This is a genomic window from Escherichia sp. MOD1-EC4550 (genome assembly GCF_963876935.1).
Lineage (GTDB): Bacteria > Pseudomonadota > Gammaproteobacteria > Enterobacterales > Enterobacteriaceae > Escherichia > Escherichia coli_F.
On sequence record NZ_CAWNSE010000009.1, the window covers coordinates 1 to 24,725 of the forward strand.

33 protein-coding genes and 2 pseudogenes are annotated in these 24,725 nt (G+C 51.3%); 3 read left to right on the forward strand and 32 right to left on the reverse strand.

The window, feature by feature from the left end; genetic code table 11:
• The 17 genes and pseudogenes from AACU19_RS05155 to AACU19_RS05235 form a co-directional block, all read right to left on the reverse strand.
• Window positions 1–125: pseudogene (locus tag AACU19_RS05155) on the reverse strand (phage minor tail protein L); the annotation flags it as partial.
• Window positions 125–454 carry a phage tail protein gene (locus AACU19_RS05160; RefSeq protein ID WP_000847396.1) on the reverse strand — a complete coding sequence of 110 codons (330 nt, stop codon included), beginning with the start codon at window positions 452–454 and terminating at the stop codon, window positions 125–127. The gene AACU19_RS05160 and the pseudogene AACU19_RS05155, both read right to left, overlap by 1 nt.
• Window positions 451–3,012, reverse strand: a complete 2,562-nt coding sequence (locus AACU19_RS05165; protein WP_032218144.1) for a phage tail tape measure protein — start codon at window positions 3,010–3,012, stop codon at window positions 451–453. Before AACU19_RS05165 ends, AACU19_RS05160 begins: the two co-directional genes overlap by 4 nt.
• Window positions 3,005–3,439, reverse strand: coding sequence for a phage tail assembly protein T (locus tag AACU19_RS05170; RefSeq protein ID WP_000459458.1), 435 nt, complete (start codon window positions 3,437–3,439; stop codon window positions 3,005–3,007). Before AACU19_RS05170 ends, AACU19_RS05165 begins: the two co-directional genes overlap by 8 nt.
• Window positions 3,421–3,843, reverse strand: coding sequence for a phage tail assembly chaperone G (gene gpG, locus AACU19_RS05175; protein WP_000479153.1), 423 nt, complete (start codon window positions 3,841–3,843; stop codon window positions 3,421–3,423). The genes AACU19_RS05170 and gpG overlap by 19 nt, the downstream gene beginning before the upstream one ends.
• A 15-nt stretch (window positions 3,844–3,858) precedes the next feature.
• Entirely contained in the window at window positions 3,859–4,599 is a 741-nt protein-coding gene (locus AACU19_RS05180) for a phage tail protein (RefSeq protein ID WP_001345558.1), read from the reverse strand.
• A gap of 7 nt (window positions 4,600–4,606) precedes the next feature.
• Entirely contained in the window at window positions 4,607–5,002 is a 396-nt protein-coding gene (locus AACU19_RS05185) for a phage minor tail U family protein (RefSeq protein WP_000683113.1), read from the reverse strand.
• Window positions 4,999–5,577 (reverse strand): phage tail protein, encoded by a 579-nt coding sequence (locus AACU19_RS05190; RefSeq protein WP_069914480.1) that lies wholly within the window; start codon window positions 5,575–5,577, stop codon window positions 4,999–5,001. The genes AACU19_RS05185 and AACU19_RS05190 overlap by 4 nt, the downstream gene beginning before the upstream one ends.
• A gap of 11 nt (window positions 5,578–5,588) precedes the next feature.
• The gene (locus tag AACU19_RS05195; protein WP_001204540.1) at window positions 5,589–5,942 is read right to left on the reverse strand and encodes a head-tail joining protein; all 354 of its coding nucleotides are present in this window, start codon (window positions 5,940–5,942) and stop codon (window positions 5,589–5,591) included.
• Entirely contained in the window at window positions 5,935–6,309 is a 375-nt protein-coding gene (gene gpFI, locus AACU19_RS05200; protein ID WP_000201530.1) for a DNA-packaging protein FI, read from the reverse strand. Before gpFI ends, AACU19_RS05195 begins: the two co-directional genes overlap by 8 nt.
• Window positions 6,310–6,360: 51 nt before the next feature.
• Window positions 6,361–7,389: a major capsid protein gene (locus AACU19_RS05205; RefSeq protein WP_000522651.1), complete on the reverse strand. Its 1,029-nt coding sequence runs from the start codon at window positions 7,387–7,389 to the stop codon at window positions 6,361–6,363.
• A gap of 57 nt (window positions 7,390–7,446) precedes the next feature.
• Entirely contained in the window at window positions 7,447–7,794 is a 348-nt protein-coding gene (locus tag AACU19_RS05210) for a head decoration protein (RefSeq protein ID WP_024237999.1), read from the reverse strand.
• Window positions 7,795–7,830: 36 nt separating this feature from the next.
• Window positions 7,831–9,336: a S49 family peptidase gene (locus AACU19_RS05215; protein WP_001253910.1), complete on the reverse strand. Its 1,506-nt coding sequence runs from the start codon at window positions 9,334–9,336 to the stop codon at window positions 7,831–7,833.
• Window positions 9,326–10,918 carry a phage portal protein gene (locus AACU19_RS05220; protein WP_000831760.1) on the reverse strand — a complete coding sequence of 531 codons (1,593 nt, stop codon included), beginning with the start codon at window positions 10,916–10,918 and terminating at the stop codon, window positions 9,326–9,328. The genes AACU19_RS05215 and AACU19_RS05220 overlap by 11 nt, the downstream gene beginning before the upstream one ends.
• Entirely contained in the window at window positions 10,915–11,121 is a 207-nt protein-coding gene (locus tag AACU19_RS05225) for a phage head-tail joining protein (protein ID WP_000259002.1), read from the reverse strand. Before AACU19_RS05225 ends, AACU19_RS05220 begins: the two co-directional genes overlap by 4 nt.
• Complete coding sequence (locus AACU19_RS05230) at window positions 11,105–13,033, reverse strand: phage terminase large subunit family protein (RefSeq protein WP_001349605.1); 1,929 nt, start codon at window positions 13,031–13,033, stop codon at window positions 11,105–11,107. Before AACU19_RS05230 ends, AACU19_RS05225 begins: the two co-directional genes overlap by 17 nt.
• Window positions 13,005–13,553 carry a terminase small subunit gene (locus tag AACU19_RS05235; protein ID WP_000867568.1) on the reverse strand — a complete coding sequence of 183 codons (549 nt, stop codon included), beginning with the start codon at window positions 13,551–13,553 and terminating at the stop codon, window positions 13,005–13,007. The genes AACU19_RS05230 and AACU19_RS05235 overlap by 29 nt, the downstream gene beginning before the upstream one ends.
• 748 nt (window positions 13,554–14,301) lie before the next feature.
• On the opposite strand from AACU19_RS05235, the gene AACU19_RS05240 reads away from it, so the two are divergent.
• Both AACU19_RS05240 and AACU19_RS05245 read left to right on the forward strand, forming a co-directional pair.
• Window positions 14,302–14,712 carry a DUF1398 family protein gene (locus tag AACU19_RS05240; protein ID WP_000079499.1) on the forward strand — a complete coding sequence of 137 codons (411 nt, stop codon included), beginning with the start codon at window positions 14,302–14,304 and terminating at the stop codon, window positions 14,710–14,712.
• 224 nt (window positions 14,713–14,936) lie between these two features.
• Window positions 14,937–15,230, forward strand: coding sequence for a Bor family protein (locus tag AACU19_RS05245; protein ID WP_000753188.1), 294 nt, complete (start codon window positions 14,937–14,939; stop codon window positions 15,228–15,230).
• Between the two features lie 82 nt (window positions 15,231–15,312).
• Here AACU19_RS05245 and AACU19_RS05250 read toward each other — a convergent pair.
• The 4 genes and pseudogenes from AACU19_RS05250 to AACU19_RS05265 all read right to left on the reverse strand — a co-directional run bounded on the left by AACU19_RS05250 (window position 15,313) and on the right by AACU19_RS05265 (window position 16,868).
• Window positions 15,313–15,595 (reverse strand): annotated as a pseudogene (locus tag AACU19_RS05250) (hypothetical protein).
• 65 nt (window positions 15,596–15,660) lie between these two features.
• Window positions 15,661–16,206: a glycoside hydrolase family 108 protein gene (locus AACU19_RS05255; protein WP_000842164.1), complete on the reverse strand. Its 546-nt coding sequence runs from the start codon at window positions 16,204–16,206 to the stop codon at window positions 15,661–15,663.
• Between the two features lies 1 nt (window position 16,207).
• Window positions 16,208–16,486: a phage holin family protein gene (locus tag AACU19_RS05260; protein WP_000183782.1), complete on the reverse strand. Its 279-nt coding sequence runs from the start codon at window positions 16,484–16,486 to the stop codon at window positions 16,208–16,210.
• Window positions 16,476–16,868 carry a putative holin gene (locus AACU19_RS05265; RefSeq protein ID WP_001294588.1) on the reverse strand — a complete coding sequence of 131 codons (393 nt, stop codon included), beginning with the start codon at window positions 16,866–16,868 and terminating at the stop codon, window positions 16,476–16,478. Before AACU19_RS05265 ends, AACU19_RS05260 begins: the two co-directional genes overlap by 11 nt.
• Window positions 16,869–17,067: 199 nt before the next feature.
• Here AACU19_RS05265 and AACU19_RS05270 point away from each other — a divergent pair, with 199 nt between their 5' ends.
• Window positions 17,068–17,337, forward strand: a complete 270-nt coding sequence (locus tag AACU19_RS05270; RefSeq protein ID WP_001315537.1) for a DUF1883 domain-containing protein — start codon at window positions 17,068–17,070, stop codon at window positions 17,335–17,337.
• A gap of 231 nt (window positions 17,338–17,568) precedes the next feature.
• Here the strand turns inward: AACU19_RS05270 and AACU19_RS05275 are convergent, their stop codons facing one another.
• From AACU19_RS05275 to hokD, 11 genes are all read right to left on the reverse strand, one after another.
• Window positions 17,569–17,706, reverse strand: a complete 138-nt coding sequence (locus tag AACU19_RS05275; protein ID WP_000833497.1) for a DUF3927 family protein — start codon at window positions 17,704–17,706, stop codon at window positions 17,569–17,571.
• Window positions 17,703–18,128, reverse strand: coding sequence for a tellurite resistance TerB family protein (locus AACU19_RS05280; protein ID WP_000900603.1), 426 nt, complete (start codon window positions 18,126–18,128; stop codon window positions 17,703–17,705). Before AACU19_RS05280 ends, AACU19_RS05275 begins: the two co-directional genes overlap by 4 nt.
• 181 nt (window positions 18,129–18,309) lie before the next feature.
• Window positions 18,310–18,588 carry a hypothetical protein gene (locus tag AACU19_RS05285; protein ID WP_047671475.1) on the reverse strand — a complete coding sequence of 93 codons (279 nt, stop codon included), beginning with the start codon at window positions 18,586–18,588 and terminating at the stop codon, window positions 18,310–18,312.
• 519 nt (window positions 18,589–19,107) lie between these two features.
• A complete protein-coding gene (locus AACU19_RS05290) occupies window positions 19,108–20,193 on the reverse strand; it encodes a DNA-methyltransferase (RefSeq protein WP_047671474.1) in 1,086 nt (361 codons plus the stop codon).
• A 150-nt stretch (window positions 20,194–20,343) separates the two neighbouring features.
• Complete coding sequence (locus AACU19_RS05295; protein WP_000917767.1) at window positions 20,344–20,541, reverse strand: hypothetical protein; 198 nt, start codon at window positions 20,539–20,541, stop codon at window positions 20,344–20,346.
• Window positions 20,542–20,714: 173 nt separating this feature from the next.
• Window positions 20,715–21,428, reverse strand: coding sequence for a hypothetical protein (locus AACU19_RS05300; protein WP_105278768.1), 714 nt, complete (start codon window positions 21,426–21,428; stop codon window positions 20,715–20,717).
• 254 nt (window positions 21,429–21,682) lie between these two features.
• Entirely contained in the window at window positions 21,683–22,348 is a 666-nt protein-coding gene (locus AACU19_RS05305) for a bacteriophage antitermination protein Q (protein ID WP_105278769.1), read from the reverse strand.
• Window positions 22,345–22,704, reverse strand: a complete 360-nt coding sequence (locus tag AACU19_RS05310) for a RusA family crossover junction endodeoxyribonuclease (RefSeq protein ID WP_069914483.1) — start codon at window positions 22,702–22,704, stop codon at window positions 22,345–22,347. Before AACU19_RS05310 ends, AACU19_RS05305 begins: the two co-directional genes overlap by 4 nt.
• Before the next feature lie 12 nt (window positions 22,705–22,716).
• Window positions 22,717–23,766: a DUF968 domain-containing protein gene (locus AACU19_RS05315; RefSeq protein ID WP_069914484.1), complete on the reverse strand. Its 1,050-nt coding sequence runs from the start codon at window positions 23,764–23,766 to the stop codon at window positions 22,717–22,719.
• Window position 23,767: 1 nt separating this feature from the next.
• A complete protein-coding gene (locus AACU19_RS05320; protein ID WP_001360700.1) occupies window positions 23,768–24,046 on the reverse strand; it encodes a hypothetical protein in 279 nt (92 codons plus the stop codon).
• A 459-nt stretch (window positions 24,047–24,505) separates the two neighbouring features.
• Window positions 24,506–24,661 (reverse strand): type I toxin-antitoxin system toxin HokD, encoded by a 156-nt coding sequence (hokD, locus tag AACU19_RS05325; protein WP_105278770.1) that lies wholly within the window; start codon window positions 24,659–24,661, stop codon window positions 24,506–24,508.
• Window positions 24,662–24,725: the final 64 nt, after the last annotated feature.

Genomic DNA, 24,725 nt, shown 5'->3' on the forward strand with positions numbered 1-24,725 from the left:
TGCTCATTACAGAAAAAATAACGTTCTCCACCGACCTCTGTCAGATCGATTTCCCAGAGCACCACGCTGGCCGACTGCTCCGCACGGGTGCATTCATTCAGTGTTTCCTGCCGGATATCCTGCATCAGTTCACCACCTGTTTAAACTCTGCGCTGAACTCAACACGCAGCATACTGACCTGCGACGACCATTTTGCGCAGGTCACCTTTATCTTCCTGTAACCATAAGGCGGCGTCCACAGAAAGGCCTTCCAGCCTCCGTGCTCTGCCAGAAACGACTCCAGCGCCGTGGCCTCCTCACGGGAGACAGACAGCGTCACGCTGTACGTTTTCAGGTCAGCGTTCAGCCCGGCAGGCGCTCGCTGGGAATAGCCATCACCAAAGCGCACCTCCCTGACGGAAGGAGCCGATGTCACATCCATCCCGGGTTTCACTTTCCAGCGGAAGGTTTTCATCGTCCACCTCCGGAGAACAGACCACCATCGCGCATCTGCCCGGTCACAACATCCATTGCCGCCTTACGGGCTACGTCATAAACAGCCTTCAGCGCCTGTGGCCCTATCTGCCCGTTCGTGCCGTCGTTGTTAATCACCACATGGTTATTCTGCTCAAACGTCCCGGACGCCTGCGACCGGCTGTCTGCCATGCTGCCCGGTGTACCGACATAACCGCCGGTGGCATAGCCGCGCATCAGCCGGTAAAGATTCCCCACGCCAATCCGGCTGGTTGCCTCCTTCGTGAAGACAAACTCACCACGGTGAACAATCCCCGCTGGCTCATATTTGCCGCCGGTTCCCGTAAACCCTCCGGTTGCAAAATGGAATTTCGCCGCAGCGGCCTGAATGGCTGTACCGCCTGACGCGGATGCGCCGCCACCAACAGCCCCGCCAATGGCGCTGCCGATACTCCCGACAATCCCCACCATTGCCTGCTTAAGCAGAATTTCTGTCATCATGGACAGCACGGAACGGGTGAAGCTGCGCCAGTTCTGCTCACTGCCGGTCAGCATCGCCGCCATATTCTGTGCAATACCATCAAAGGTCTGCGTGGCTGCACTTTTTACCTGCGACATACTGTCCGTGGCGCTCTCTTCCCACTCACTCCAGCCGGACTTCAGGCCTGCCATCCAGTTCCCGCGAAGCTGGTCTTCAGCCGCCCAGGTCTTTTTCTGCTCTGACATGACGTTATTCAGCGCCAGCGGATTATCGCCATACTGTTCATTCAGGCGCTGTTCTGTGGCTTCCCGTTCTGCCTGCCGGTCAGTCAGCCCCCGGCTTTTCGCATCAATGGCGGCCCGTTTTGCCCGTTGCTGCTGTGCGAATTTATCCGCCTGCTGCGCCAGCGCATTCAGGCGCTCCTGATACGTGACCTTATCGCCAAGTGCAGCCAGCTGGCGTTTGTACTCCAGCGTCTCATCTTTATGCGCCAGCAGGGATTTCTCCTGTGCGGACAGCTGGCGACGTTGTGCCGCCTCCTCCAGTACCGCGAACTGACTCTCCGCCTTCCACAAATCCCGGCGCTGCTGGCTGATTTTCTCATTTGCTCCGGCATGCTTCTCCAGCGTCCGGAGTTCAGCCTGAAGCGTCAGCAGGGCAGCATGAGCACTGTCTTCCTGACGATCGCCCGCAGACACCTTCACGCCGGACTGTTTCGGCTTTTTCAGCGTCGCTTCATAATCCTTTTTCGCCGCCGCCATCAGCGTGTTGTAATCTGCCTGCAGGATTTTCCCGTCTTTCAGTGCCTTGTTCAGTTCTTCCTGACGGGCGGTATATTTCTCCAGCGGCGTCTGCAGCCGTTCGTAAGCCTTCTGCGCCTCTTCGGTATATTTCAGCCGTGACGCTTCGGTATCGCTCTGCTGCTGCGCATTTTTGTCCTGTTGAGTCTGCTGCTCAGCCTTCTTTCGGGCGGCTTCAAGCGCAAGACGGGCCTTTTCACGATCATCCCAGTAACGCGCCCGCGCTTCATCGTTAACAAAATAATCATCCTTGCGCAGATTCCAGATGTCGTCTGCTTTCTTAAACGCAGCCTCTGCCTTAATCAGCATCTCCTGCGCGGTATCAGGACGACCAATATCCAGCACCGCATCCCACATGGATTTGAATGCCCGCGCTGTCCTGTCTGCCCAGGTCTCCAGCGTGCCCATGTTCTCTTTCAGGCGGCGGGTCTGGTCATCAAACCCTTTCGTTGCGGCCTCGTTCGCCGCCTGCAATGCCCCGGCTTCATCGCCGGAACGCTGCAACTGAGCAACATACGCAATCTGCTCCGCCGTCACGTTATGGAACTGGCGTGCCATCGCCGTCAGCCCCGACGTCGGGTCTGTGGTCAGCTTCCCGAAGGCTTCAGCGACCTTGTCCACCTCCACGCCGGATGCAGAGGAGAAACGCGCCACACTCTGGCTGATGGACGCAATCTGAGCCTCACCGCTTACCCCCGCCTTAACCAGTGCGCTGAGTGACTCGCTGGTCTGGTTAAACGTCAGCCCTGCCGCCTGCCCGGCTCTGGACAGGACCAGCATACGATCTGCCGTCAGTCCCGCCTGATTGCCGGAAAGGACCAGCGTTTTGTTGAAATCGGACAGGGTTGAGTTGCCCTGATACCAGGCATACGCCAGCGCACCGGTCGCCACCGCCAGCGAGGTGGCCCCCACCATCGGCAGGGTGATCGCACCGGCAAGCCCCCTGAACATGGGGATCATCCCGCCGAAGGAGTCCTTCACCTGCCCCCCCTGTTGCAGCAGGATCAGCCACGGACTTTGCCCGCCTGCAAGCTGCGTGGCCACGTCGGTGAACTGTGCAGGCAGCATACGCATGGCGGCTTTATACTGCCCGACGGAAATCCCCGCTTTCTGTGCAGCCAGCGCCTGTCGGCTCAGCGACTGTTCAACGACTGCCGCTGTTTTTTTCGCATCACTTTCCGTACCGGAAAAATGACGCCTGACTCTGGCCATCTGCTCGTCAAATCTGGCCGCATCCAGACTCAAATCAACGACCAGATCGCCTACCGGTTCAGCCATACCGGACTCCTCCTGCGATCCCTTCTGATACTGTCATCAGCATTACGTCATCCTCCGTCATGTCCGCCACATCCGGGGAAGTAGGGATAACTTCATTCCCGTCCGGGCCAAAGCGGACACCTCCGGCAAGCCCTGCCGCTTTCTGCATCAGCACATCATCTTCAGGCTCTTCGTCAGCCTCACGCCGGTTCAGCAGACTGAAATCCAGCGGATGCATATCCGGATCGCTGAAAAACAGGCTGAGCACGGTGTACGTCAGCCCGGAAAAGTGCATATCCAGCAGAACATCATGAAAATAATGGGTACTGTAAAAGCGGTGCCAGTCGGCATACTCCGTGGATGACATCCCGGCAAGCATGGCACGCCAGTCGGGTCGCCCCATCTCACGCGCCAGTTTCAGGGCAAAACTCAGCTCACCGTCGAACACTTTCCCGCAGAAACAGGCTCTGCGGGCCCGGCGTCCTCTGTCTGTTCAGGGGCATTATTCACCACAAACTCATACATACCAGACAACCGGTACACCACGTTTTCAGCATGAGAAATTGCCTCTGTAGGCCAGGTGGTAAGCACTTCCTGCTCAATCTGTTTAACGGCTTCATTCATGGACGGCATCTGCGTCTTCTGCGGATGGTTATGCCACAGGGACATCGCCACCAGAAACGCGCCGGTTCTGATGGCGTCTTCCACAGTAAACTTCCGGTTGCTGTCTGACTCCGCCTGTTCTGCCTGCCGTTTCATCAGGGCGAGATGCTCAATACGCTGCAGGGCTGACAGTTCAGAAAGCGTGACGGTCACGCCGTTATGTTCAAATGATTCGGTTTTCAGGAACATCGCTGACTCTCCGGATTAACTGTCGGTGACAGTGATTTCTGCAACCGCAGCAAGTTCACCATTACCGGATACAACCGGAATGTTGACCTTACCTGCAGCAACGCCTTTCACGGTGATGGTCATACCACTGACCGACACGGTGGCTTTTGTTTTATCCGCTGACACCGCACGGAAGCTCTTGTCAGTTGCGCCCTCCGGCTGGAATGCCACGGTCAGCGTGGTGCTCTGCCCTTTCACCACCGAGGAGCTGGCAGGCGTCACAGTCATACCGGTTGCCGCCGTCACCGTACTGCGATCTTCTGCCATTGACGGACGGCCCACATTGGTGACCTTCACCGTACGGGTGATCACTTCCTTCGCCGTCACCGCCTTACCGATACTGCTGACCCAGCCACGGAACACATCGACCGTGCCGTTCGGGAAGCGGATTTTATAGGCACGGGTATCACCTTCATTAAACCACGCCAGCAGCGCCTGCTGCCCCTGCTCTCCGGGCATCCACGCCAGCGTGAAGCTGGTATCTCCGGCGGATTTCTGCCCCTGCCCGGTCGCGGTCCAGTCCGCATCTTCATCATCGAGATAACTGTCGTCATAGGACTCAGCGGTCAGTTCGCCGGGCGTCAGGTCTTTAACTTTAGCCAGACGCGACCAGTCAACGTCTGAAAGCGGGTTCGCATAAGGGTCGCCGCTCCCGTTATAAACCCACAGGGTGGTCCCGGCACCTTTCACCGGTATTGCTGGATTTGGTACAGGCATATCGTCCTCACATTTCATAGGTAATGACATAAGTCAGATCGGCAGAACTCCACAGGCCCGCATCATCGTCGCGCCGGTAGTCATAGCCACTGGCCACCATACTGGTGAGCAAATCTGACAGTGCCGGGATATCGCTCATCACCGGATAAATCCGGGACTCCATCCACGAATCCAGCTCTGAATCCGGTACCTGAGCAGGCAGGAAAACTTCGATATGCAGCTCCGCCTGCCAGGTATCGCTGTCCAGCTCTTCGCCCGTGTATTCAGCGCCGGTGAGATAAACGGCAACTGCCGGAAAATCCGCCTCATCAAAAACAGCGGGGCGACCATCAAAAAACGTCGCCCCGGTGTCATGCTTCTCCAGTGCATCCAGTACGGCTGCACGGAGTTCAGTATGTTTCATCGCTTTATTACCATCCTCAGTTGATGCTGCAGCGCATAGCCCAGCTCTTTCGGAAGACGTTCACGCCGTATCCGCTCAATATTTTGTTTAAACGCCGTGGTCAGCGGCACCGCCATCGGGATTTTCACCACATCAATGGGGTAACGGTTTTTCCCGGCCACACGCTGCATGACATGCCACCGGCCATTTTTCAGTTGCTGAATAAACGCGCCGGGAATACGACGGTTACCCACCACAAGCACGCTGCCGCCACCTTTCAGGGATGAACGCTGCCCCTTTTTACGACGCCTGCGGCGCGAAAGGACAACCCGCGCATTACCCAGCTTGATTACGGGCAAATCCCCCCGGTTAACTTTGATTCTGGCCTGCGGATTTTTGACCGTGGCCCTTTTCAGCCTGGCCCTTTCCTTTACCAGTTTCCGGCGTACCTTTGTCTCACGGGCAACCTGTGACGCCGACTGCGATATCGCGGATGAAGCAACGCGGTTAATGGCCATTGCGGCGGCACCGGGCACCGCCGTTCTGCTGATACGGCTGAGGTTTTCAACGGCCTGCTCAAGACCCTGTATGGCCATACATCCCCCTTTCAGCGACGACGGCTGGCGGCAGGTGGTTGCCCCCGGTTGAGCCAGAGATAACAACTCCCTCCGTCATCCGGAGAAACACGGTCCACCCAGAACATCTCGCCGTTAATGGTCAGCGTGTCACCACGCCGTACAGCACAAACCGTATCCGTAAGCACAAATAATGACGGGTTACTTCCTTCAATACGGATCCCACTACTGGCAAAACCCAGCGACTCCGGATCGTCAAAAACGCCATGAACCTCGCCGCCACGCTGTGCACCGGAGGTGAACTGCGCACTGATGCCCATCACTTCAACAATCGTACTGTCCACCCCGGCAAGGGCGGCATCAAAGGCATTCTGAAAATCACGCATAAACAGCCATTCCACCATCAACGTGTGTTTTTGCATCTGAGGACATAATCAGAATCACCCGACCAACATCCGCAAGCTCAACGGATTCCCCCGTTTCACCATCAACGCCACAGAGATGGAGGCAGGTCAGAACTCTGATGCGCGTTAACGCGCCGGATGTTTCCTCACGAACATCATGAGCCGCGGTTTCCCGCTCCCGGATATCCATATTCATAACCTGTACATCATCGCCGGATGACTGCATTTCCTCTTCCCATTCTGCCACCCGCTGCGCTATCTCTGCGGCACTCCCGGATATATCCGGCTCACGCCCCAGAATCAGGGCCAGTTCATCAAGCCGTTTCAGATTTTGCTCTTTCGTTGCCATATCAGCCCCCTGTGAAAAAAGACACGGGGGCATTTCGCCCCCGCTCACGGATTATTTCACCTGTACCACCACAAACTCATCCGGATCCGGCAACACCATCAGCGGCGCGGACTGCGTCATGGTAAATTCACGGGCGGGATCCCCTACCGTCAGCCAGTGTTTCGGATAACGGGAAGAGGCCACCACACCTTCGGACAACGCCTGAGCATCCTGAATGGCACCGTAACAACGGATCCCATCTGCAGCAGTATTCCCCAGAACCAGCATGCCATCTGGAAGATAACGTTTTTCGATACCGTCTTCTGCTATATAAGACGTTTTCGCCACCACAATGGCCAGATCGCCGTAATACCCCTTGAAGGACACCACTGCGCCCAGATCTTTCACTGCCGTTTCGAGTTGAGAATTTGAACCGCGACGGGTATCCAGTTTTTCGCGGAACAGCTTAAAACCATTCAGAAGACGCCAGACGGTACCGTCCATAATGGCAATATTCACAAGACCGCTGGCCTGGTCGCAGTAGAGGTCAATATCATGTGTAGGATCGAACGTGTCACGATCCTGTTTTGACCACTCCTTACCACTACCCTGAGTGATGTTATTCTTCGTCGACCTGCCAAAATCGACCTCAATTTTCTCGAACTGGTCTCCTTCCATGGTGTATTTGCCATACAACACAGCATTTACCGCCTGCATTTCTTCCACCTGGACAATCGCGTGCTCTTCCTGTTTGAGGTTATCGGTAATGATACGCAGACGGCGGTAAGCCGGATCATTCAGTTGAGATGGATCTTCACCAGGAAGGCGCTCAACCGCCTGCTGGTAATTAAATTCGTGTTTCGGCTTGACGTAGCCCGGACGCAACACGCGGGTTTCACCACCACGATGACGCAGCACTTTTCCTTCAACAACCGGGGAGACATAGGCCGCCACCGGCGTTTTTCCGGTAATTTTGTCCAGCATCACCTCTTCGGTATGGAAATTCACCGTACGGCGGAAAAACAGCTCCAGAAACAGCGCACGAAATTTAACTTTTTGTTCGGTATAACCGAGTAACTGGCGGGTCGTAAACAATCCCATAAATCAGTTCCTTTCATTCAGAAATCAGTCAGGCCACCGCGGTGGCCTGATAACGTGTTACGGCAGCGCCGCGTGACTCAGGGCACTGCCAGCAAAGGCGTTGGCCTTTTTGTGTTCATCCACACTTTCAGGCCAGTGGATTGCCTCCGTCGCAAAGGTTCCCGACTTGTAATACGTCAGCGCCGTCTCTGTGCCGTCAAGCGGCAGTACCAGTATGCCAACCGCACTACCGGCTTTCTGTCCGTCCCAGACCACCAGTTTCCCGGTGGCTTCATCCAGCATCAGGGGCGTCAGTGCCGGTGTTGGCGAGGAAATCCCGCTGCTGCCTGTGGCGGTATGAGCCGGATCATTACCGGCAAAAATACGTACTTCCGCACGCTGTTCAGTGATGGTTTTCGTCACCATATTGTAAAAACCTCCTGTTGATGGTCAGCACTGGCTTCATGGCATGGCCATGAGCATTTTCACGTCCGCATCACCATCTGCTGACGTCTGTGGCACGCCACCCTGTACCGCTGCCGGTGAATGGTTCGCCATGAAATGTTCAAACATGGCGGTTGTGGATGCAGAGACCGGTTCTGCCTTACCTGATCCCGCAGCCAGCACAGCCCGGGCGCTCTCCACAGTCATTCCCGGGCAGGCAGCCAGCTGTTCAGCCTGCACCTCAGCCCCTTTTGCCTCATCCAGTGCCATGATCTGATCACGGAGTGATGGTCCGGCATCCGCCTGCGGTGAAGCAGCCAGGATCGGGCGGGCTTTTTCCACCGTCATCTCCGGCATCGCCGCCAGTGTTGCCGCCAGTTGTTCACGACCGTTCGCTTCTTCACACGCCATAATGCGATCGGCTTCACTCTGCGTGGATGCCACCGGCTGCTGCGGTGCCGCCGCGGCCAGAATCGCCCGGGCCTGTTCAACGCTCATGCCCTGTTGTCCTGCCAGCATCGTGGCAAGCTGTTCACGTCCTTTCGCTTCCTGGCATGTCAGGATCCCCATCACTCGCTGGTTCTCCTGCGCGGCGGCTTCCGTTGCAGTTAATTGCGGCATAGTGCCTCCTCTGACATTACTGTTCAGCGCCGTGGCCATCACACTGATGGCATCCGACGCATTGATTAATTCATCCGCCAGCCCGGCCTCAATGCCGGACTGACCTTCAAAAACGGCGGCCTCTGTTCCCGTGACTGCATCAACAGACAGACCGGTAAACATCGCCACTTTTTCGGCAAACATCCGGCGCGCCGCATCAATCCGCTGCTGCATGTCCTGGCGAACCTCTGCCGGCAACGCTTCAAACTGATTGCCATCCACCTTGTGCGCCCCTGAGTAAATCAGCGTGATATCCACACCGGCCTGCGCCAGATGACCGGCATAGCTGACATGGCTCATCATCACGCCAATGGAACCGATACGGGATGTCTGGGTAACCAGCCGTCGGGAGCAGGCCGACGCCAGCAGCATGGCTGCAGAACAGGCCGTGTCATTGCACAGTGCCCAGACCGGCTTCTGCTGACGGAGGCGGTAAATCATGTCAGCGCAGTCAAACGCGCCGGCGGCCTGCCCACCCGGACTGTCAATGTCCAGCAGTACGCCCCGCACCTGGCTATCCGCCATTGCCTGCTGAAGACAGGCGACAATACCGTCATAGCCTGTCATTCCGGAAAATGGCCGCATACCACCCAGCCGGTGCACCAGCGTGCCGGTCACCGGCAGTACAGCAATACCGTTCACCACCCTGTAAACACGGGCAGGTCGTTTACCTCCGGCCATGTACTCGTCCGTTTCAGCCAGCATTCCGGGAGCATCAAACTGTACCTGCTGTTGTGGTACCGAAAGACTTGCTGCCCCCATCTCGCGCCCGAGCGCGCAAAAGAAAACCCGCGCATAGGCGGGCTCCAGAAGCAGCGGTTCATTGAATGCTGCGGCAATAATGTGTGAAAGATTACGTCTCACGTGGTGTTGTCTCCTCTTCCGGCCTGCGACTCTCCGCTATCTGCTGCTGATACGCCTGCGCTATCCACACCGGACGTGAGAGTCCGGCTTTTTGCCGCTCAGCAGATTCCCTGACCTGCTGGCGGAAAATGTCCTGATAATCCTCGCCCATCAGCGCCAGCTCTTTCTCATACGTGCTCAGTCCGGCCTCAATGCGCATCACTGATTCCTGGACTTCCTTGAGCCCGTCAATGGCCATTCTTCCGGCACCAATCCACTCTGCCCGTGACCAGGCTGATCGCGCCTGATAAAAATCAAAACGTGCCCGTGGCGGACGAATAATCCCCCGAAGAAGTGCCTCTTCCAGCCAGCAGGAAAACATCTGCGTGGCCAGCCGGGCCGCAATAAATTTTCGCCGCCCCATAAAATAGCGCCACGACTCATTGGCGGAGGCGCGGGCACTTGAGTAACTGACCTTCGAGTAATCACGGGACAACTGTTCGTAGGAAACGCCAAGACCGGCGGCGATATACCGCAGCAGCGCCTGTTCAAGCGCAGAAAATCCATTGTCTGAATCCTGCGCAGTCTGTAGTTTCAGATCATCACCAGGGAAAAGGTGCGGAATTTTGACACCGCCCAGTGTCACGTTATTCGTGTCATACCAGCTGGAGAACTTCTCCAGAATATTAATAAGCGGATTATCCTTCTGCTCCTGTGGCGCGCCGGCGATATATTCAAAGGCCTTTTCGGTATCAAGTTCACTTTCAATCGTCGCTGCATACATCGCCTTCACTATGGCCGACTGAAGCTGTGTTGCCTGCAGGGAATCGAGCATCTTCAGCCGTTCCATGACGCTGTAAAACTGATTAGCCCCACGGGTCTGCCCGTCCTCCACCGGCTCGAAAATATGCAGCATGGCCGGACGCCCGGTGGGAAGTTCACGCGGGATCCGTTCCCATCGTCCACTACCAGAGAACGGAAAATCATCCTCACAGATATGGTACGCGACGGCACGGCCATATCGATCGACCTCCACACCGGCCCGCAGAAAACGGTTCCCCATACCGTGTCCAGGCGTGTCCACCCGTTTCGGACTCACGGCTTTAAAACGCGTACGGAATAACTGCGTGGTTTCCGTATCCCAGACCGGCTGCACAAAGATTTCGCCGTTAAACGCATGAACGCCCACACCTTCACGGATAAATTCCGTGAACGTGCGTTTTCCTTCCACGTCGATCTCGCCAAACATCCCTTCGGCGTATTCCGACCAGGCCGCCTCCACCTCATCGACAAAGCTTTTTGCTGCGGTCTCCCGCATCCCCAGCCAGCGCCAGTTCGGACGGTAGCTGATCAGAAACATATGCCCGACAATGTGATCCTTATGCAGAGCCACCGCATTAGCCGCTATTCCGTTATTGCGCACCAGATCATCTGCCCGGGCATTCCCCAGACGCAACGCGGGCAGCAGGGCCGCATCGGCACTCTGCGCCGGTGGCAACCACTCAGCCATTTGCCCGCCAAATCCTGCACCGCCCCCGTTGTAGCTGAGACTCTCACGAAGCGGAACGCCGTTCACATCAATCAGGACAGGCGTTCGTTTCATAACCTCACTCCCAGCGGACGACGGCGACGCCGGGTTGTCCCCAGTACCGACTCCGCATCATTGATCGCCCGGTTAAGCTCATCCAGAGAAGCCGCCGTATATTCAATTCTGCGACCATCTTTCTGGACAGACACCACCCGTTTACCGGTTAATAAATCAAGGCGCGCCTGACGCAGCGCCTGCAGTTCAGCGACTGTAACCATTCACTCCTCCGGACAGCTTCGCTGCCAGTTCTTTAAGGGTTGGCCGGGTCGTCTCTTCTTCCCGGGATTTTGCCAGTACAGCCAGATCAAGCTGCCAGCGTTGCACGGACACACGTAATGCCGCGTAGGCATACACCAGGCAGTCCAGCGCTTCGTTACGCCGCTTTTTGTTATCCCACAGCAGACGCATCTTTCCTTTTTCCCACTTCTCCACAAGCTCTTCCGCGACCAGTTGCTGCGCCTCTGTCTGCGAAAAAATCTCCGGATCATCAGGAAAACGGATGGCATACGACGTGGCTTCATCCACAGGCGTGGGATCGGCTTTCATACGGGCATAGAGAATTTCTTTTGCGGTGTCCGTCCCCACTTCACACAGATACACGCCCCGCTGATTGCGGGTTTTTGGCATGGTGATCACCGGCTTGCCATAGACAGATGCGCCTTTTATCGGCAGCACCCGGAAAACACCGTGTTTTTTTGACCTCTGATAAACGATTTCGCCATCGATCCCCCCGATGTCCCAGCAGACACGAGAAATAGTCATTTCGGTTCCGTCTGCATGGCGGTATTTTTTGTTGATCGCCGCATCCACACGTAACAGCGTCTCTTCCTCATCGGGACGCCCCATAATGATGATTTTATCCACCAGAAAGGCTTCCTCTCCCGGAGCCCATCCCCAGACATACATCTCAAAACGGTTTCGCTGCGAGTCAATGCCCGCCGTCAGATAAACCACCCGGGCAGGCACCGCCGCCGTGTAACGCACAACCTTATCCATCAGTACCTGGTGATCGAGTTTTTCGCCCACGGCCTCTTCCCAGGTCTCGCCCAGCGTGGTGTTCACAAAGGTTTTCAGGCCGTTGGGATCTTTCAGTGCATCCAGCCAGTCATAGACAATCTGTACCCATGTGGTGAACGGACTGTACGCCGTCCAGATATGGAAAGTGATGGAGCGCGGCGGCGGAATTTCATCACCCCGGGCGCTGAAAAACATCAGGCCGTCACGGGTCCACATGCCCGTGTTTTCACAGATCCACCGCCCGTTACTCTGGTCAAGCTCAGACTGATGGATCACACAGCCATGATGCTCACAAAGGTAGAAAACACTCTCTGGCTTATTCTTCTCCCACTTAAGACCGAAAGGCGAGGCATCATCGCCAAATTTCAGATACTGCTCCTCCCCACAGTGCGGACAGGGCACATAAAAACGCATGAAGTGTGCCGACTCGTTAGCGGCTTTTTCGATCTGGCAGGAGCCTTTGATTTTAGGCGTCGAGCCGCGAATGGATTTTGGCCATACAGAGCCCTCAATACGTTTATCCCCCAGCAGGGTTGGCGAACCCTCTTTTTCAACATCCGGTTCGAACGAGGAAAGCTCGTCATAACAGACCACATCCACGGATTTTTCACGGTAGTTTTTTGCTGCCGCACCACCCAGACACCAGAACCCCACACCGGAGGAAAAACGCTTCAGGGTGAGCGTATTATCGCGGTGTTTTCTTCCGAACCATGGAGCCAGCTCCAGCAATGCAGGAACATCCCTTATCGTTGGCTCAACATGAGATTTCATAAAATCTTCAGCAGCTGAGTCCGTGGGCTGAAAAAGAAGGCTGTTGCGTGATTTATGCTCAATAAAATAAGCCTCCACTCCCAGCAACATCTTTGTATAACCAACACGGGCAGATTTAATCAGGTTAACCGTGCGAATCAGATCGTTGCCCATACAGTTCATGATGCCAACCTGAAACGGCAGTGTTTCCCACCGCCCCGGGGTATAAGACGACTCTTTAGGAAGGTAATAATGTTTATTGGCCCACTGAACTGTCGTCAGTGGAACAGGAATAATGAGAGATAAAAGCCCTGTAGCTATCGCACCGGCTGCATTAGCTGCCTTCTGCGCGTCTGAAATCATCGATCCACCCGCCCACGTTTTCACCGGCCTTAGCTGCAACATTGGAGGCTTTCGCGATTTCAGTTTTCACCACATCAAGGTGTGATGGTGAAATGTCCGGATATTTACGCTGTAATGTCAACGGCACACGCACAAGTATCCCCGAAATCTCCTGTGCCACACGTTGCAGAATGAAGGTAAACAGTTCAGTTTCCAGCACTACTCCGTCTTCACGGGCATTTTTCAGTTCCTGCGCATCTGCCTGCGCTTTTGTGAGCCTGTAGCGTTCATAGTCAATGGTGCCGGGTTGTAAATCTGACTCCGCTGCCGCACGCAAATCGTCCAGTTCTTTGCGGAGCTTTTCGTTTTCGATATCAGTTTCCCTCTGCGCATACCACTGAATTGCCATGGCAGTATCAAATACAGATTCAATGCCCTTACTACCTTTGGAGGCGCAAGGGAGTCCCTGAGACTGCCAGCGTTCAATCGTCCGCGGGTCCACGTTGAAAATTTCGGCAAGCCTCTTTTTATTAACCTTCATGAAAACAACCCATTATCAAATACAAGGCCCGACATGAAAACGCCAGAAAAAGGCATTTTCGGACACTTTCATGTCGGACCTTTACGGATGAAATATTAAAAAAAACAAAAAGTTATATTCGAGAAGTACCGACACGATTTTCCCTGAAAAATTTTCATAAATAGTGAAAAACCGCGAGGTCGCCGCCCCGTAGCCTGCCGGATCACCGGAAAGGACCCGCAAAACCGAGAATAAGTATCAATACTATTTGTGATTTGAATGATGCACATCATTGAAACGCCATTCATCCATATACCAGCAGCATTCGGTGTTGCACTTCGTAACTCTGTGACTACGGTTATAAAAGCATTGGCAACTTTTGCCACCGGCAAGTCTTCAATGGATTTCCCCTGCCGGTTTTTTATTTTCGTCGATGCATAACATTGCATTTACATCAATAGCAGCTATTGTCATTAGTATGTTACATCGATGCATGGGTGGTATTGGCGGTCTTCGCCGACCGGTTCTGTGTAGCTCCCTATGACCGGTTTTTTATTTCTAAGATTACAGAAGCCCTTCACTGTATGAAGGGCTTCTGTAACTCTTCTTACTTAGTAATTTTCGCACCTTCCGGTATTTCCATGAGTTGAGAAAACCTCATACTATCCGACAATAATCATCAATATACGATAAAGACATCTGACCAGATTGCAGTATTAAAAGCACTCATGCAGACTACGCCCCTCATATCATATACAAGGGGATACTGATGGCTCAGGTTGCCATTTTTAAAGAAATATTTGATCAAGTGCGGAAAGATTTAAACTGTGACCGGTTTTACTCTGAACTAAAACGCCACAATGTCTCACATTACATTTACTATTTAGCCACAGGTAATATTCACATTGTATTTGAGAGCGATAACACGGTGTTAATAAAAGGTTTCCATGATGTTATTCATGTTAGCTTTTGCAGAGACACGCGACTTATAGAAACTTACCTTCATAAGTTGAAATCAAGAGAAATCACATTTCATGAATACAGGGTAAATCTGGCTAAAGCTGGAGTTTTCCGATGGGTTACAAATATCCACGAACACAAAAGATATTACTATACCTTTGACAACTCATTATTGTTTACCGAAAGCATCCAGAACACGACTCAAATTTTTCCACGCTAAACCATAACGTCCGGTTTGATCCGCCTCAGTAGCCGGCACTCCCACACAGGAGTTACCAGTCGGTGCTGTGGCCATAGTTAATCTGGGTATACAGTAAAGATACAGCACATCTGGCATACTTTAATAAACATTAACAATATGAGATTTCAACTCATTGTTTAGGTTTTGTTTAAATTTCCACAAATACGATGCACCAAACTTAAAAACACAACGGGAATCACACGATGAAAAAAACGCTACTCACTTTCACACTGGCGCTGCTTATCTCTGGATGTGCTCAACAGACGTTTACAGTTGAAAACAAACCTACAACAGTAACACCGAAGGAAACCATCACTCATCATTTCTTCGTTTCAGGAATTGGTCAGAAGAAAACTGTCGATGCAGCCAAAATTTGTGGTGGCGCAGATAAAGTTGTTAAAACTGAAACCCAGCAAACATTCGTAAATGGATTGCTCGGTTTTATTACTTTAGGCATTTATACTCCGCTTGAAGCTCGGGTCTATTGCTCACAATAATTACATGCGCTGCCCATCAATATGGGCAGTTTTATTTACACTGTTAACCCCTTGGTTGTTTCAGCCGCCGGGGTTTTACTTGTTATTCACTGGTATGAGTACGACATCTGGCCATTTCATTCCGGGCTTTACTGTCGCCGCGACAGATGCAACGCATCGTATCGCCGTTCAGCGTAGTGATATAAGCCTCATCCGTTTTCTCTACCTGCAAACATGAAATATTCCCGTTCCGGCAATACTCAATTTTTGCTGCCAGATGGGTATTACGCGGGTAAAACTCCATACGATACATATCCCCCCAGGACATGCACTTCCTCAACCTGACGACCATCTTCAGTTACCGTAATCTTTTTCAGTGCGTACATACGTACCTCCGTTCTTTCGTTTTTTGAACAATAAAAAAGCCACCGAAGTGACCTTTTCGATGAGTTTATAAACCAACGCGCTCTTTCATCCAGCCATAGACAAACGACTCGTTAGCCTCGCGTTTCTCTGCCAGCGCCAGATAACGCTCACCCTGCGTACAGTTCAGGGCTTTCACCAGTACCAGTTCGCCATCCCTGCCGCGATTTTTCAGATAAGAACGTAACGCATTAATGGTTCGCGGCCCGATCCCCCCGTCTGTAACTATGTCCGGATACAGCATTCCCTTCTGATTAAACACATTCAGCCAGCGCTGAAGCATTTTTGTGGCTACCGACGGCCCCATGTTTACCCCGGTATCACACAGTTCTGCAGCAATATCAGGAGACAGGTTTGCCACCTGGTCAAAACGAGGTCCATACCAATAGTCCGCCTCAAGGATTTCCAGAGCCTGCCCGCGGCTCAAATCACGCATATCACCACGGTAACCATGCGCGCGCGCCACTTTTTCAGTAATTCCCCACTTCGTCGCTCCGCCTGTATCGTCAGGATGACTGACATAACCCCCCTCTTTTCCGAGGATTTCATCAAAAATTTCATCTCTCGATTTCATATCAGCCACTCAGGAAAGCAAAAATTTTTGAAACATTACCGCGCGCACGCACTACCATGACACCAAATACCAGGTTCAGCATCACCACCAGCCAGTCTGCCGGCAACGGATGACCACAGAGATAACTTAACGGCGTTATCGCATACAACAGCATCAGACACCAGGCGCACCACGATATCAGCGGTTTGTGTCGTGACTCTTTTCTGCGGTAGAAAAAAAGCGTCAGCACGATAACCGTACATAACGCCGCATTCAGTAATCCTGGAAGATTATTTGTCATTACCACCACCTCCTCCACGCTGACGGGAGAACAGACCGGATACCAGTGATGTAATCTCCTGCTGGTGGATGAATGACAGGACTTTTACTGAGAGCACCGACACCAGGACCGCACACAACGCATCAACGGAAGCACTGTTAAACCCAATACGTTCCGCCATGTAACCGGCCACACCACGGGCCCCAAGCACACCAACAATAAAGGACACCAGAAAATGTGCAGCCACACGCCAGGCTGAAAGTGTCTGCGGCATTGTTGCCACAAATAACGCACCAGCGAACGCACCAAATACAATCCCGAAATCCGTCCCGGTAAACAGCCCGAATACCGTCGCCCCGCCGAGCGCCACAGCAGTGCCGGAACCGGATAAGGGTTCAGACATATTTATTCTCCTGTAAATAAAAAGGACCATCAGCGGCCCCGTAACTGACATTTTATTAACGTTTGAAGATATGGATATTTATCAGGGTTTACCGTTTTCTGAACCCTGGATATGTTAAGCATTCAGCCCGCCAGTGGTGGGACGCTGGCTCATCATAGAGAAAGAGGGATGGCTGATTACCTCTGATCAGGGAAATTACATGCAGTTTTTACATAAAAGAATGCATTTAAATGCAGGAGATACGGTAGTGGTTGACTGCTCTCATCAGTGCAATATTTTGCTGATGACAGATACAAACTTTAATAACTACCGCAACGCAAGAAGCTTTCATCATCACGGTGGTGGCGGTTTTTTTCAGAGATTACCGGCCCACCTTCATGTCCCGCATTCAGGTTACTGGAATATTACAATTGATTTAGGAGGCGGAAGTGCAGCTATTCGGCACTCCATTTCCGTCATCCCAGCATAGCAACTCGCCTTTAGCCTGAGTAAATGCGTCCTCAAGGACGGCAACGAGTCGCAGTTGCGTGCCGTCCTTTACACAGCGTGTGCAGCAATACCTTCAGAACTTTCATTATGCCGAGCTCATACAATTTCACCATTTTGTTCAACTACAACGCTCATAATTTTCTTACACTTTTTTAATAAACCACACCAATAACAACCATCACCGATACCTTTTGTATGCTGTTATTTTGCATTACGGTGTAACGGCAAGAGCCCCCTCCCCGCCCACCAACACACCATCAGCCAGTACCGACATCAACCGCCCAGTGAAATCCACTGCCACTACCAGAAACAACAGGATGGCAGCCAGCACAAGGCCCGCACTTTTCACAGATACTGCTCCAGTGGTAACTGAAGCGCCTGTGCAATTTTCTTGAGCTGCGCTTCTTCATCCGGACCAATGCCATCCTGATCAGCGATATCCAGACAGAGGCAAAGCACGTCAACCGCCTCAGTTGTCCCCGCCACATCAGCCAGCTCACGTAATGCATGCGCATTCGCACTACGCGGTGACGCTTCATAACGGGCGCGGATATTGGCGCTCATCTGGGCAATCTCACCAGAGAACGGTGCAAAAGCAGGAAGCGCAGCAATGGTTTTCTCCAGTACTGCGATTTCTTTTGCGTCGCAGGTGCCGTCGGCATATGCAATGGAATATGCGCCCCAGACGGTCGCCTCCACCGCATCACGGTTCTCCATCTTCTTCACTTCAGTGATGGCCTTGCGGGTTTTCTTTTTGAAAATACCTAACATCGTGACTTTTCCTTTGCGTAGACGAGCCTGCGCCAGATGGTTACCAGCCCACAGTGAAAGTCACACTGACAATCCCGTAAGCACCTCCTGAAAGGCTCTGTGTTTTTGATGTGCGCCAGGTGTGGCTCAGATACAAAAAAAGCTCGCCGTAGCGAGCTAACAGAAAATATGAAGCATGTTTTTATCCACGAAGCATGACAATGAACTCATCCATGCCTACACGGCTGGCTATCTCGTTGTATTCCTCAACAAGAGCCAGCAATTCTGAATTAGCAGCCATGAACTCATCAAAAACCTTATGGATGGCATCACTGTTTAATAAAACAATGTTCTTTCCTGAAAGGCGATCAGGGGTAGAAAATATAACTGTTAAACGACTAAAGGCCCTGGCTCGTTCAGCATTAACATCCTCAATACGCTGCAACAAGCTGGAGCACCTGGAAATATCATCAATATTCACTCTACTCCTGCCATCTGGATGATAATCATTTCACGGAGAGAAGCACTCAGAAGTACCACTGAAGTATAACTGGTGACCAGCTGCTTACACATCTGTTGCCATCCTGCTGATGATAAGTCGATATTAACCCTTCTGTCTATAAACGAAACAAAGGATAAGTTCAGGTTTTAAACACACTGCCAGGATAAAGTATTGTATACAGTATAGAAGAGCGTTATTGAATGACATAAAAAACCAGACCTAATCCCTTATCCGGAATATATATCAAATAAACGGGGAAAATGTATTAAGATGGCGTTCCTATTCTCTCCATCCCTGATGTCCACGTAACTCGTTATAGAATCAGAACGCCATCTGAATACACACAAAAAAGCTGGCTTCACACCCTCCTGCATGTGTGAACGCAGTGCCCGACCACGTGCTTTCGCAACCAGCGAAAATCAGTTTTAAATACCGAAAAACGATAAGAATATATCAGAACTTCCAAGCATCCTGCTTGGCTTAGATATTAATCGAAGATTAGCTCCTGTTCTTATCTAATTGTGCATTTCGCAATTTATCGTTCAGCACCAATATTTCACCAACTGTTTGTTCAAAACGCCCGGACTCAAGTTCAACCCCAATCGTGCGACGCCCCAATCCCATTGCTGCTTTTATTGTTGCCCCCGATCCCATAAAAAAATCCGCAACCACATCCCCCGGACGACTGCTGGCAGAAATTATCTGACGCAACATATCCGCCGGTTTTTCGCAGGGATGCTTACCCGGATAATACTGTACGGGCTTATGCGTCCAGACATCCGTATAAGGAACGGCGGCCGATACAGAAAAATAACGCCGCAGAGATTTGTATTCCTCAAGCAGACTGGCATATTGCCGGTTCAGTTCACTGTATGTGCTGACCAGCAGTTGGTGTGGCGTTGCCAGCTCCCCACGCTGGTGTTTTTCTTCTGCAACACGCGCGAACAGCGCCTGCAGTTTTCTGTAATCAGCTTCGTTCGGTAACTGCCACTGACTGGTACCAAACCAGTGCGACACCATGTTTTTCTTTCCGGTGGCTTCCGCTATCTGTTTGGACGTTATTCCCAGTGATTCACGCGCATCACGAAAGTAAAAAATCAGCGGGGCCATGACGTGTTGTTTAAGCTCGCGCTCCTTTGCCGCATAGCCGGCATTTTTTGGCTGATATGGCCCCTGATAATGTTCGGCAAACAGAATGCGCTCTGTTGCCGGGAAATACGCCCGCAGGCTTTCTTTGTTGCACCCGTTCCAGCGTCCGGACGGCTTCGCCCAGATAATGTGGTTCAGCACATTAAAGCGCTCACGCATCATGATTTCGATATCAGATGCCAGGCGATGACCACAAAACAGGTAAAGACTTCCGGCAGGCTTCAGTACCCGCCAGAACTGAGCCAGACACTGGTCCAGCCATTTCAGGTAATCATCGTCTCCCTTCCACTGGTTATCCCAGCCCTCGGGCTTCACTTTAAAATATGGCGGGTCTGTGACTATAAGATCGACAGAGTTTTCCGATAAGGTCTGGATAAATTCCAGGCAATCGGTGTTGATTAACTCACAACTGGATATTTTTACAGTATCAACCATAGATCAATAAGCACTTCTCTGATAGGCTCATACCGCTTTTGCGCAAAGCGGATGGGCCTGAGGTTTGCTTGTGACCCCGATTCATGAGCAGATGGCTGGCAGGTGCCGCTAACACCCACCAGCCGCCCATTACCACAAAGTAAAAAGCCTTCACTGCGGAAGGCGTCTGTAACAACCGAACTGATAATCTGCCAGACCCGCCATAACAAGCTGGGTCAGTATTAACTGACAGCGTTCGCGTGAAAGGTAAGTATTCTGCGCAATTTCCCCAACTGTTGCCGGTTCAGTGACGCTTAATTCATTAAACACCACTCTGGCTGTTTCTGTCATATCCTGCTGTTTTAGCATGTCTTTTTCTCTTTATTGGTTAACGTGACATACCAATAACTCTTGTCGAAGAAGCCAGCAAGCTGAAAGACCGGTATTAATAACCACCTGCACATTTTATGTACCGAACCATTTTTCTGGCATAAAAAACCTCTCAATGGCGGGCGGTAAAAATCTTTGTTACTCAAGAAATTTTAACGCACTCTGACTGTATTAATTTCAAAATCATTAATATTTCCGCTATTAAATATAACGAATTTCTTACTCCCACTCCTGTATGATTTCGATAACACCAGACGATCATCATAACGCGCAATAATGTAATACCATACATTCTCATAGTGGATCACCTGATATTCCCTCTTAAACTGTGGTTTGTACCAACCGGCAATAAGAGAGAATGCCCAGAAATAAATCATAAACCCAGCCATCATGAACTCAATTCGGTGATGGCGAATAAAAGACATTTCCGAAAAACATTTGACTGAAACAAGTCTTCTTCCAGACCTGACAAAAAGCGTGATTGTAAAGGCAGCAAGAATGCAGAAAATCAGTACATCTGGCTCAACATGCTGATGAATTACCGAAAACTCCAGAACAGGTGGAATAAAAAGCAGCAATATCGCGAGAAAAAGCCGGATAAAACTCAAATTTTGTATATTGCGCTTTTGTTTTATGCCCAAAAAGAAAACAATACCAACTCCCCATCCAATAAGGAATATAACGATAACTGTCACAGCATAAAACAAACTTCGTGCAACATCATCGACACCAGCCCCGACAACCCACCATGGAAAGCCATAGTAAAATGAAGTACCCCATCCATAGAAATAAGCGCTTCCCCATCCTAGACAGCCCATATAAGCAACAAAAAGTGAAGAGTTTCTGAGCAGAGCACTGTCATTCATAGTAACACCATTAACAACTCAAAAATATCAACACATATTACATAACAAATTGGATTCCATGCAGTCAAGGGGCGTCATTGATGGAGAAAGTATTGGCACAATCGTCATCACGTTTAATGTCTATGCCATTTTTTGGGGGGATAAAAAACCCGCTCGGTCGCGGGTTTTACTAGCTTTGCCATCACGTATAAAAACAGCAAAATATCAGATTTACACGAAATATATGCGTTTTAATCTACTTTTGCAATACTTTGCTATGAAAATGCCGCCTTTTGTTTTGAACGTGTTCTCTCCACTAACAATAAAGCTTCACTATCCAGCCGATGAAAAATGTGTTTCATTGCAACCCAGTGACCAGTAAATGTCTTGGACCAGTTTTTGGTTGTTACTCCCACCAGTAACGCCAGTTCCTGGTATTCATAACCTTCCCCACCAAAAAGCTCAGCTTTTACCGCCTGCGCCGCCAACCAGATCAACGTCTTCAGGCGCACCAGAGTTTTTCCTGCAATTTTTCTGGTACCGGATTGAGCATTAAATTCAGTCCACGCCCACTGCGTTATCGCGATCTTATACTCCCAGCAAATGCTACCGCTGTAACACCACAGCACCCACGCCTTCTGATGCTCTTCAAGAGACAGAACGGCGCGTCGCCATGATGATGTCGAAAACTCAACCGGACTGACCAGGGCAATTGATGAACCTTTCGCCAGCGATTGCTTTCCCGGGATCGGTGGATTATCCAGCGTTACTATTTTTCCAGTGACCTTATCGCGGTACCGGATTTTTTTACGTCTGTAACGCCCTGTATTGAACATGGCATTCTCCTGCCAGGCTTCAAGCTGACCTTTTGTTGCTCCACTCAAATCAGCGGTGGCGATCGTGAGCTGCTCACGCACAAACTGTAAATACTGGTTATTCATGCGCACTCCAGTTCTGTGATTTTTATCCCCAGCCGACCACCGGGAATAACCTGACCGCGCATAATATTAACTTCATCAAACTGCTCATCGTCGATAAGCAGTCCCGCATGTGTCAGTGCATCCAGTGGTGCTTTCAGAATATTGTCCAGGTCACGACGGCGCTTATCCGGCGGCTCTGCAATAATTTTTATTGCCAGCCTTCCGGACAGATTTAATTTCAGTCGCTGCTGGCGAACAATAAGCGCCACATCCCGGCGATAACGCTCCCCTGCTTTTGATACAAAATATGTGCTGCCACGACGACGCCAGTAGGTATTCACCGTCGGAGGGTAAGGCAAAACAAATTCTATCCCCATCAGTAACCTCTTTTATCCGAGTACGCCCGTTGCAAAGGCGTGATCAAGAAAACGAAAAATTAAATCAACCTGAGAACCATGCTTTTCTTCGAACGCCTGCGGATCTGCATGAAGTTCGTTGTGATGTTCCCGGCACAGCGGCAACGTAAAAATATCGTGGGCTTTTGTCCCCATTCCGCCCTGACCGTGACCAATCAGGTGATGGGGATCGTCTGCTGGCTTACAACAACATGTACACGGCTGTGTCTTTACCCAGCGCGTGTATTTCTCATTCACCCAGCGGCGACGTTTAGGCCGCTTCATGAATGATTCCGGTGACTCCGGATCAACGGCAATGCTGACCACCGTCTTTTCCTGTGGTGGGTTCTGTTGCTGGTGGGCGTGAGGCAACAGCGCAAAATTTTTTGTGCGCTGCTTCAGTATGCTGGTGGCTGTCTGTTCTCCCGGTATGATGTCACTCTCGCGGTATACTGAGTGGATTTTTTCCGCGCGTAACCCCAGAGAACGATGTAATACTGCCTCCGGTATTGCGTCCGCTACCTGATTGCAGAGCGCCCACCAGGATAATTCAGCCAGCGATAATTCCCGTTCTTGTGCACCACTTATTGCGTGACGTATGACGTCAATCATCCAGGCTGTCAGATTTTGTTGAGCAAGCTGCCCGAGTGATTCGGATGTCTGGTCGCGCAGCTGGTTGTCGCAGTGCCAGCACAACACCATTGCGCCGGTACCGTAACGATGTATGACGGTTTCACTGTGGTGATAGTCTCCATGAGGCCACTGGCAGGATTTAACATGACGCAGGAGCCAGTCAGACAGTGCGCCAGCGCCGCCAGCAGCACGAATCACACGCTCATCGCTGAAAAACGGCAGCAATGTTTTATCTTCCGCCAGCGGCTGGCGAACGGCAGGAACGACTCCGGACGGCAGACCGCGCATGTTTTTCGGTTCCTGCTCCACCAGCACCCTGCCGTTATGGAATACCTGCATGGATTCACGGCCTGGCTTAACGATAACCAGCCCAAGTTCCGGTACCAGAACAGGTCGAAGTAATACCCGCACGTTACCTCCAGATCCGTTGCTGGAATGTGCGGGACTGACGCGGTGGGCGTTCGGAATAAGGAAGCCTGACGTAGATTATCCAGTGACGATAATCGGGGCTGAGGGCTTTCTTAATCTCGTATCCGCGTCTGCGGTAGCAATGAATTAACCATTCAGCCTGTTCTTCAGTGCATGGAGAATGCTGGAACCAGTCCGATTTGAATGCGTGAAAACGCCGTCCGCACCTGCTGGCAAAGACGGCAGAATCATCAGAATTGTGTAATTTGGTATCGTGCGCCATCGGTTGTCTCTGCTGGCGCAGCAGGTGCCAGTTGTTCAGGCTGGCGTATAAAGTATAAATAAACTGGTTCCAGTGTAAAGCCCCTACATTAATGAAATAAAAATCAAACAACAGATTGCTGGGATAAAACACAACGCTTATTATTAAAAGCGATTAGATAAATTAAATTTTAATGTTATGCAAATTTGCCAGATCACCATAATATCTCGTTTGAAACCACCGAAATAACAACCATATCAATATTGATTATGTTAAAGCGAGTAAATATGGAAAACAACAAATCTGCACATTACGCTCCTTTTTTATCTGTGATACTTTTTGTTTTATGCTGTGTGTGGGCATTATTTTTATAAAAATATTTACAGATAAAATAAACCCGCCGAATCAAGTTAAGTGTGGGTGCATTGAGGATGCCTGACTCATCAGAGGTGGCGAGGGATTTCTCCCTCGCCAGGTCTCTTACTCCTCAGGTTCGTAAGCTGTGAAGACAGCGACCTCCGTTTGGCTGGTTCGGATTCGTACCTCACAGAGATCTTTCCTCGTTACCAGTGCCGTCACAATGACGGTTAAACAGATGACGATCAGGGCGATTAACATCGCCTTTTGCTGCTCCATAGCCTGCTTCTCCTAGCCTTTCGGCACGTAAGAGGCTAACCTACATTTGTGAGACATAGATTGG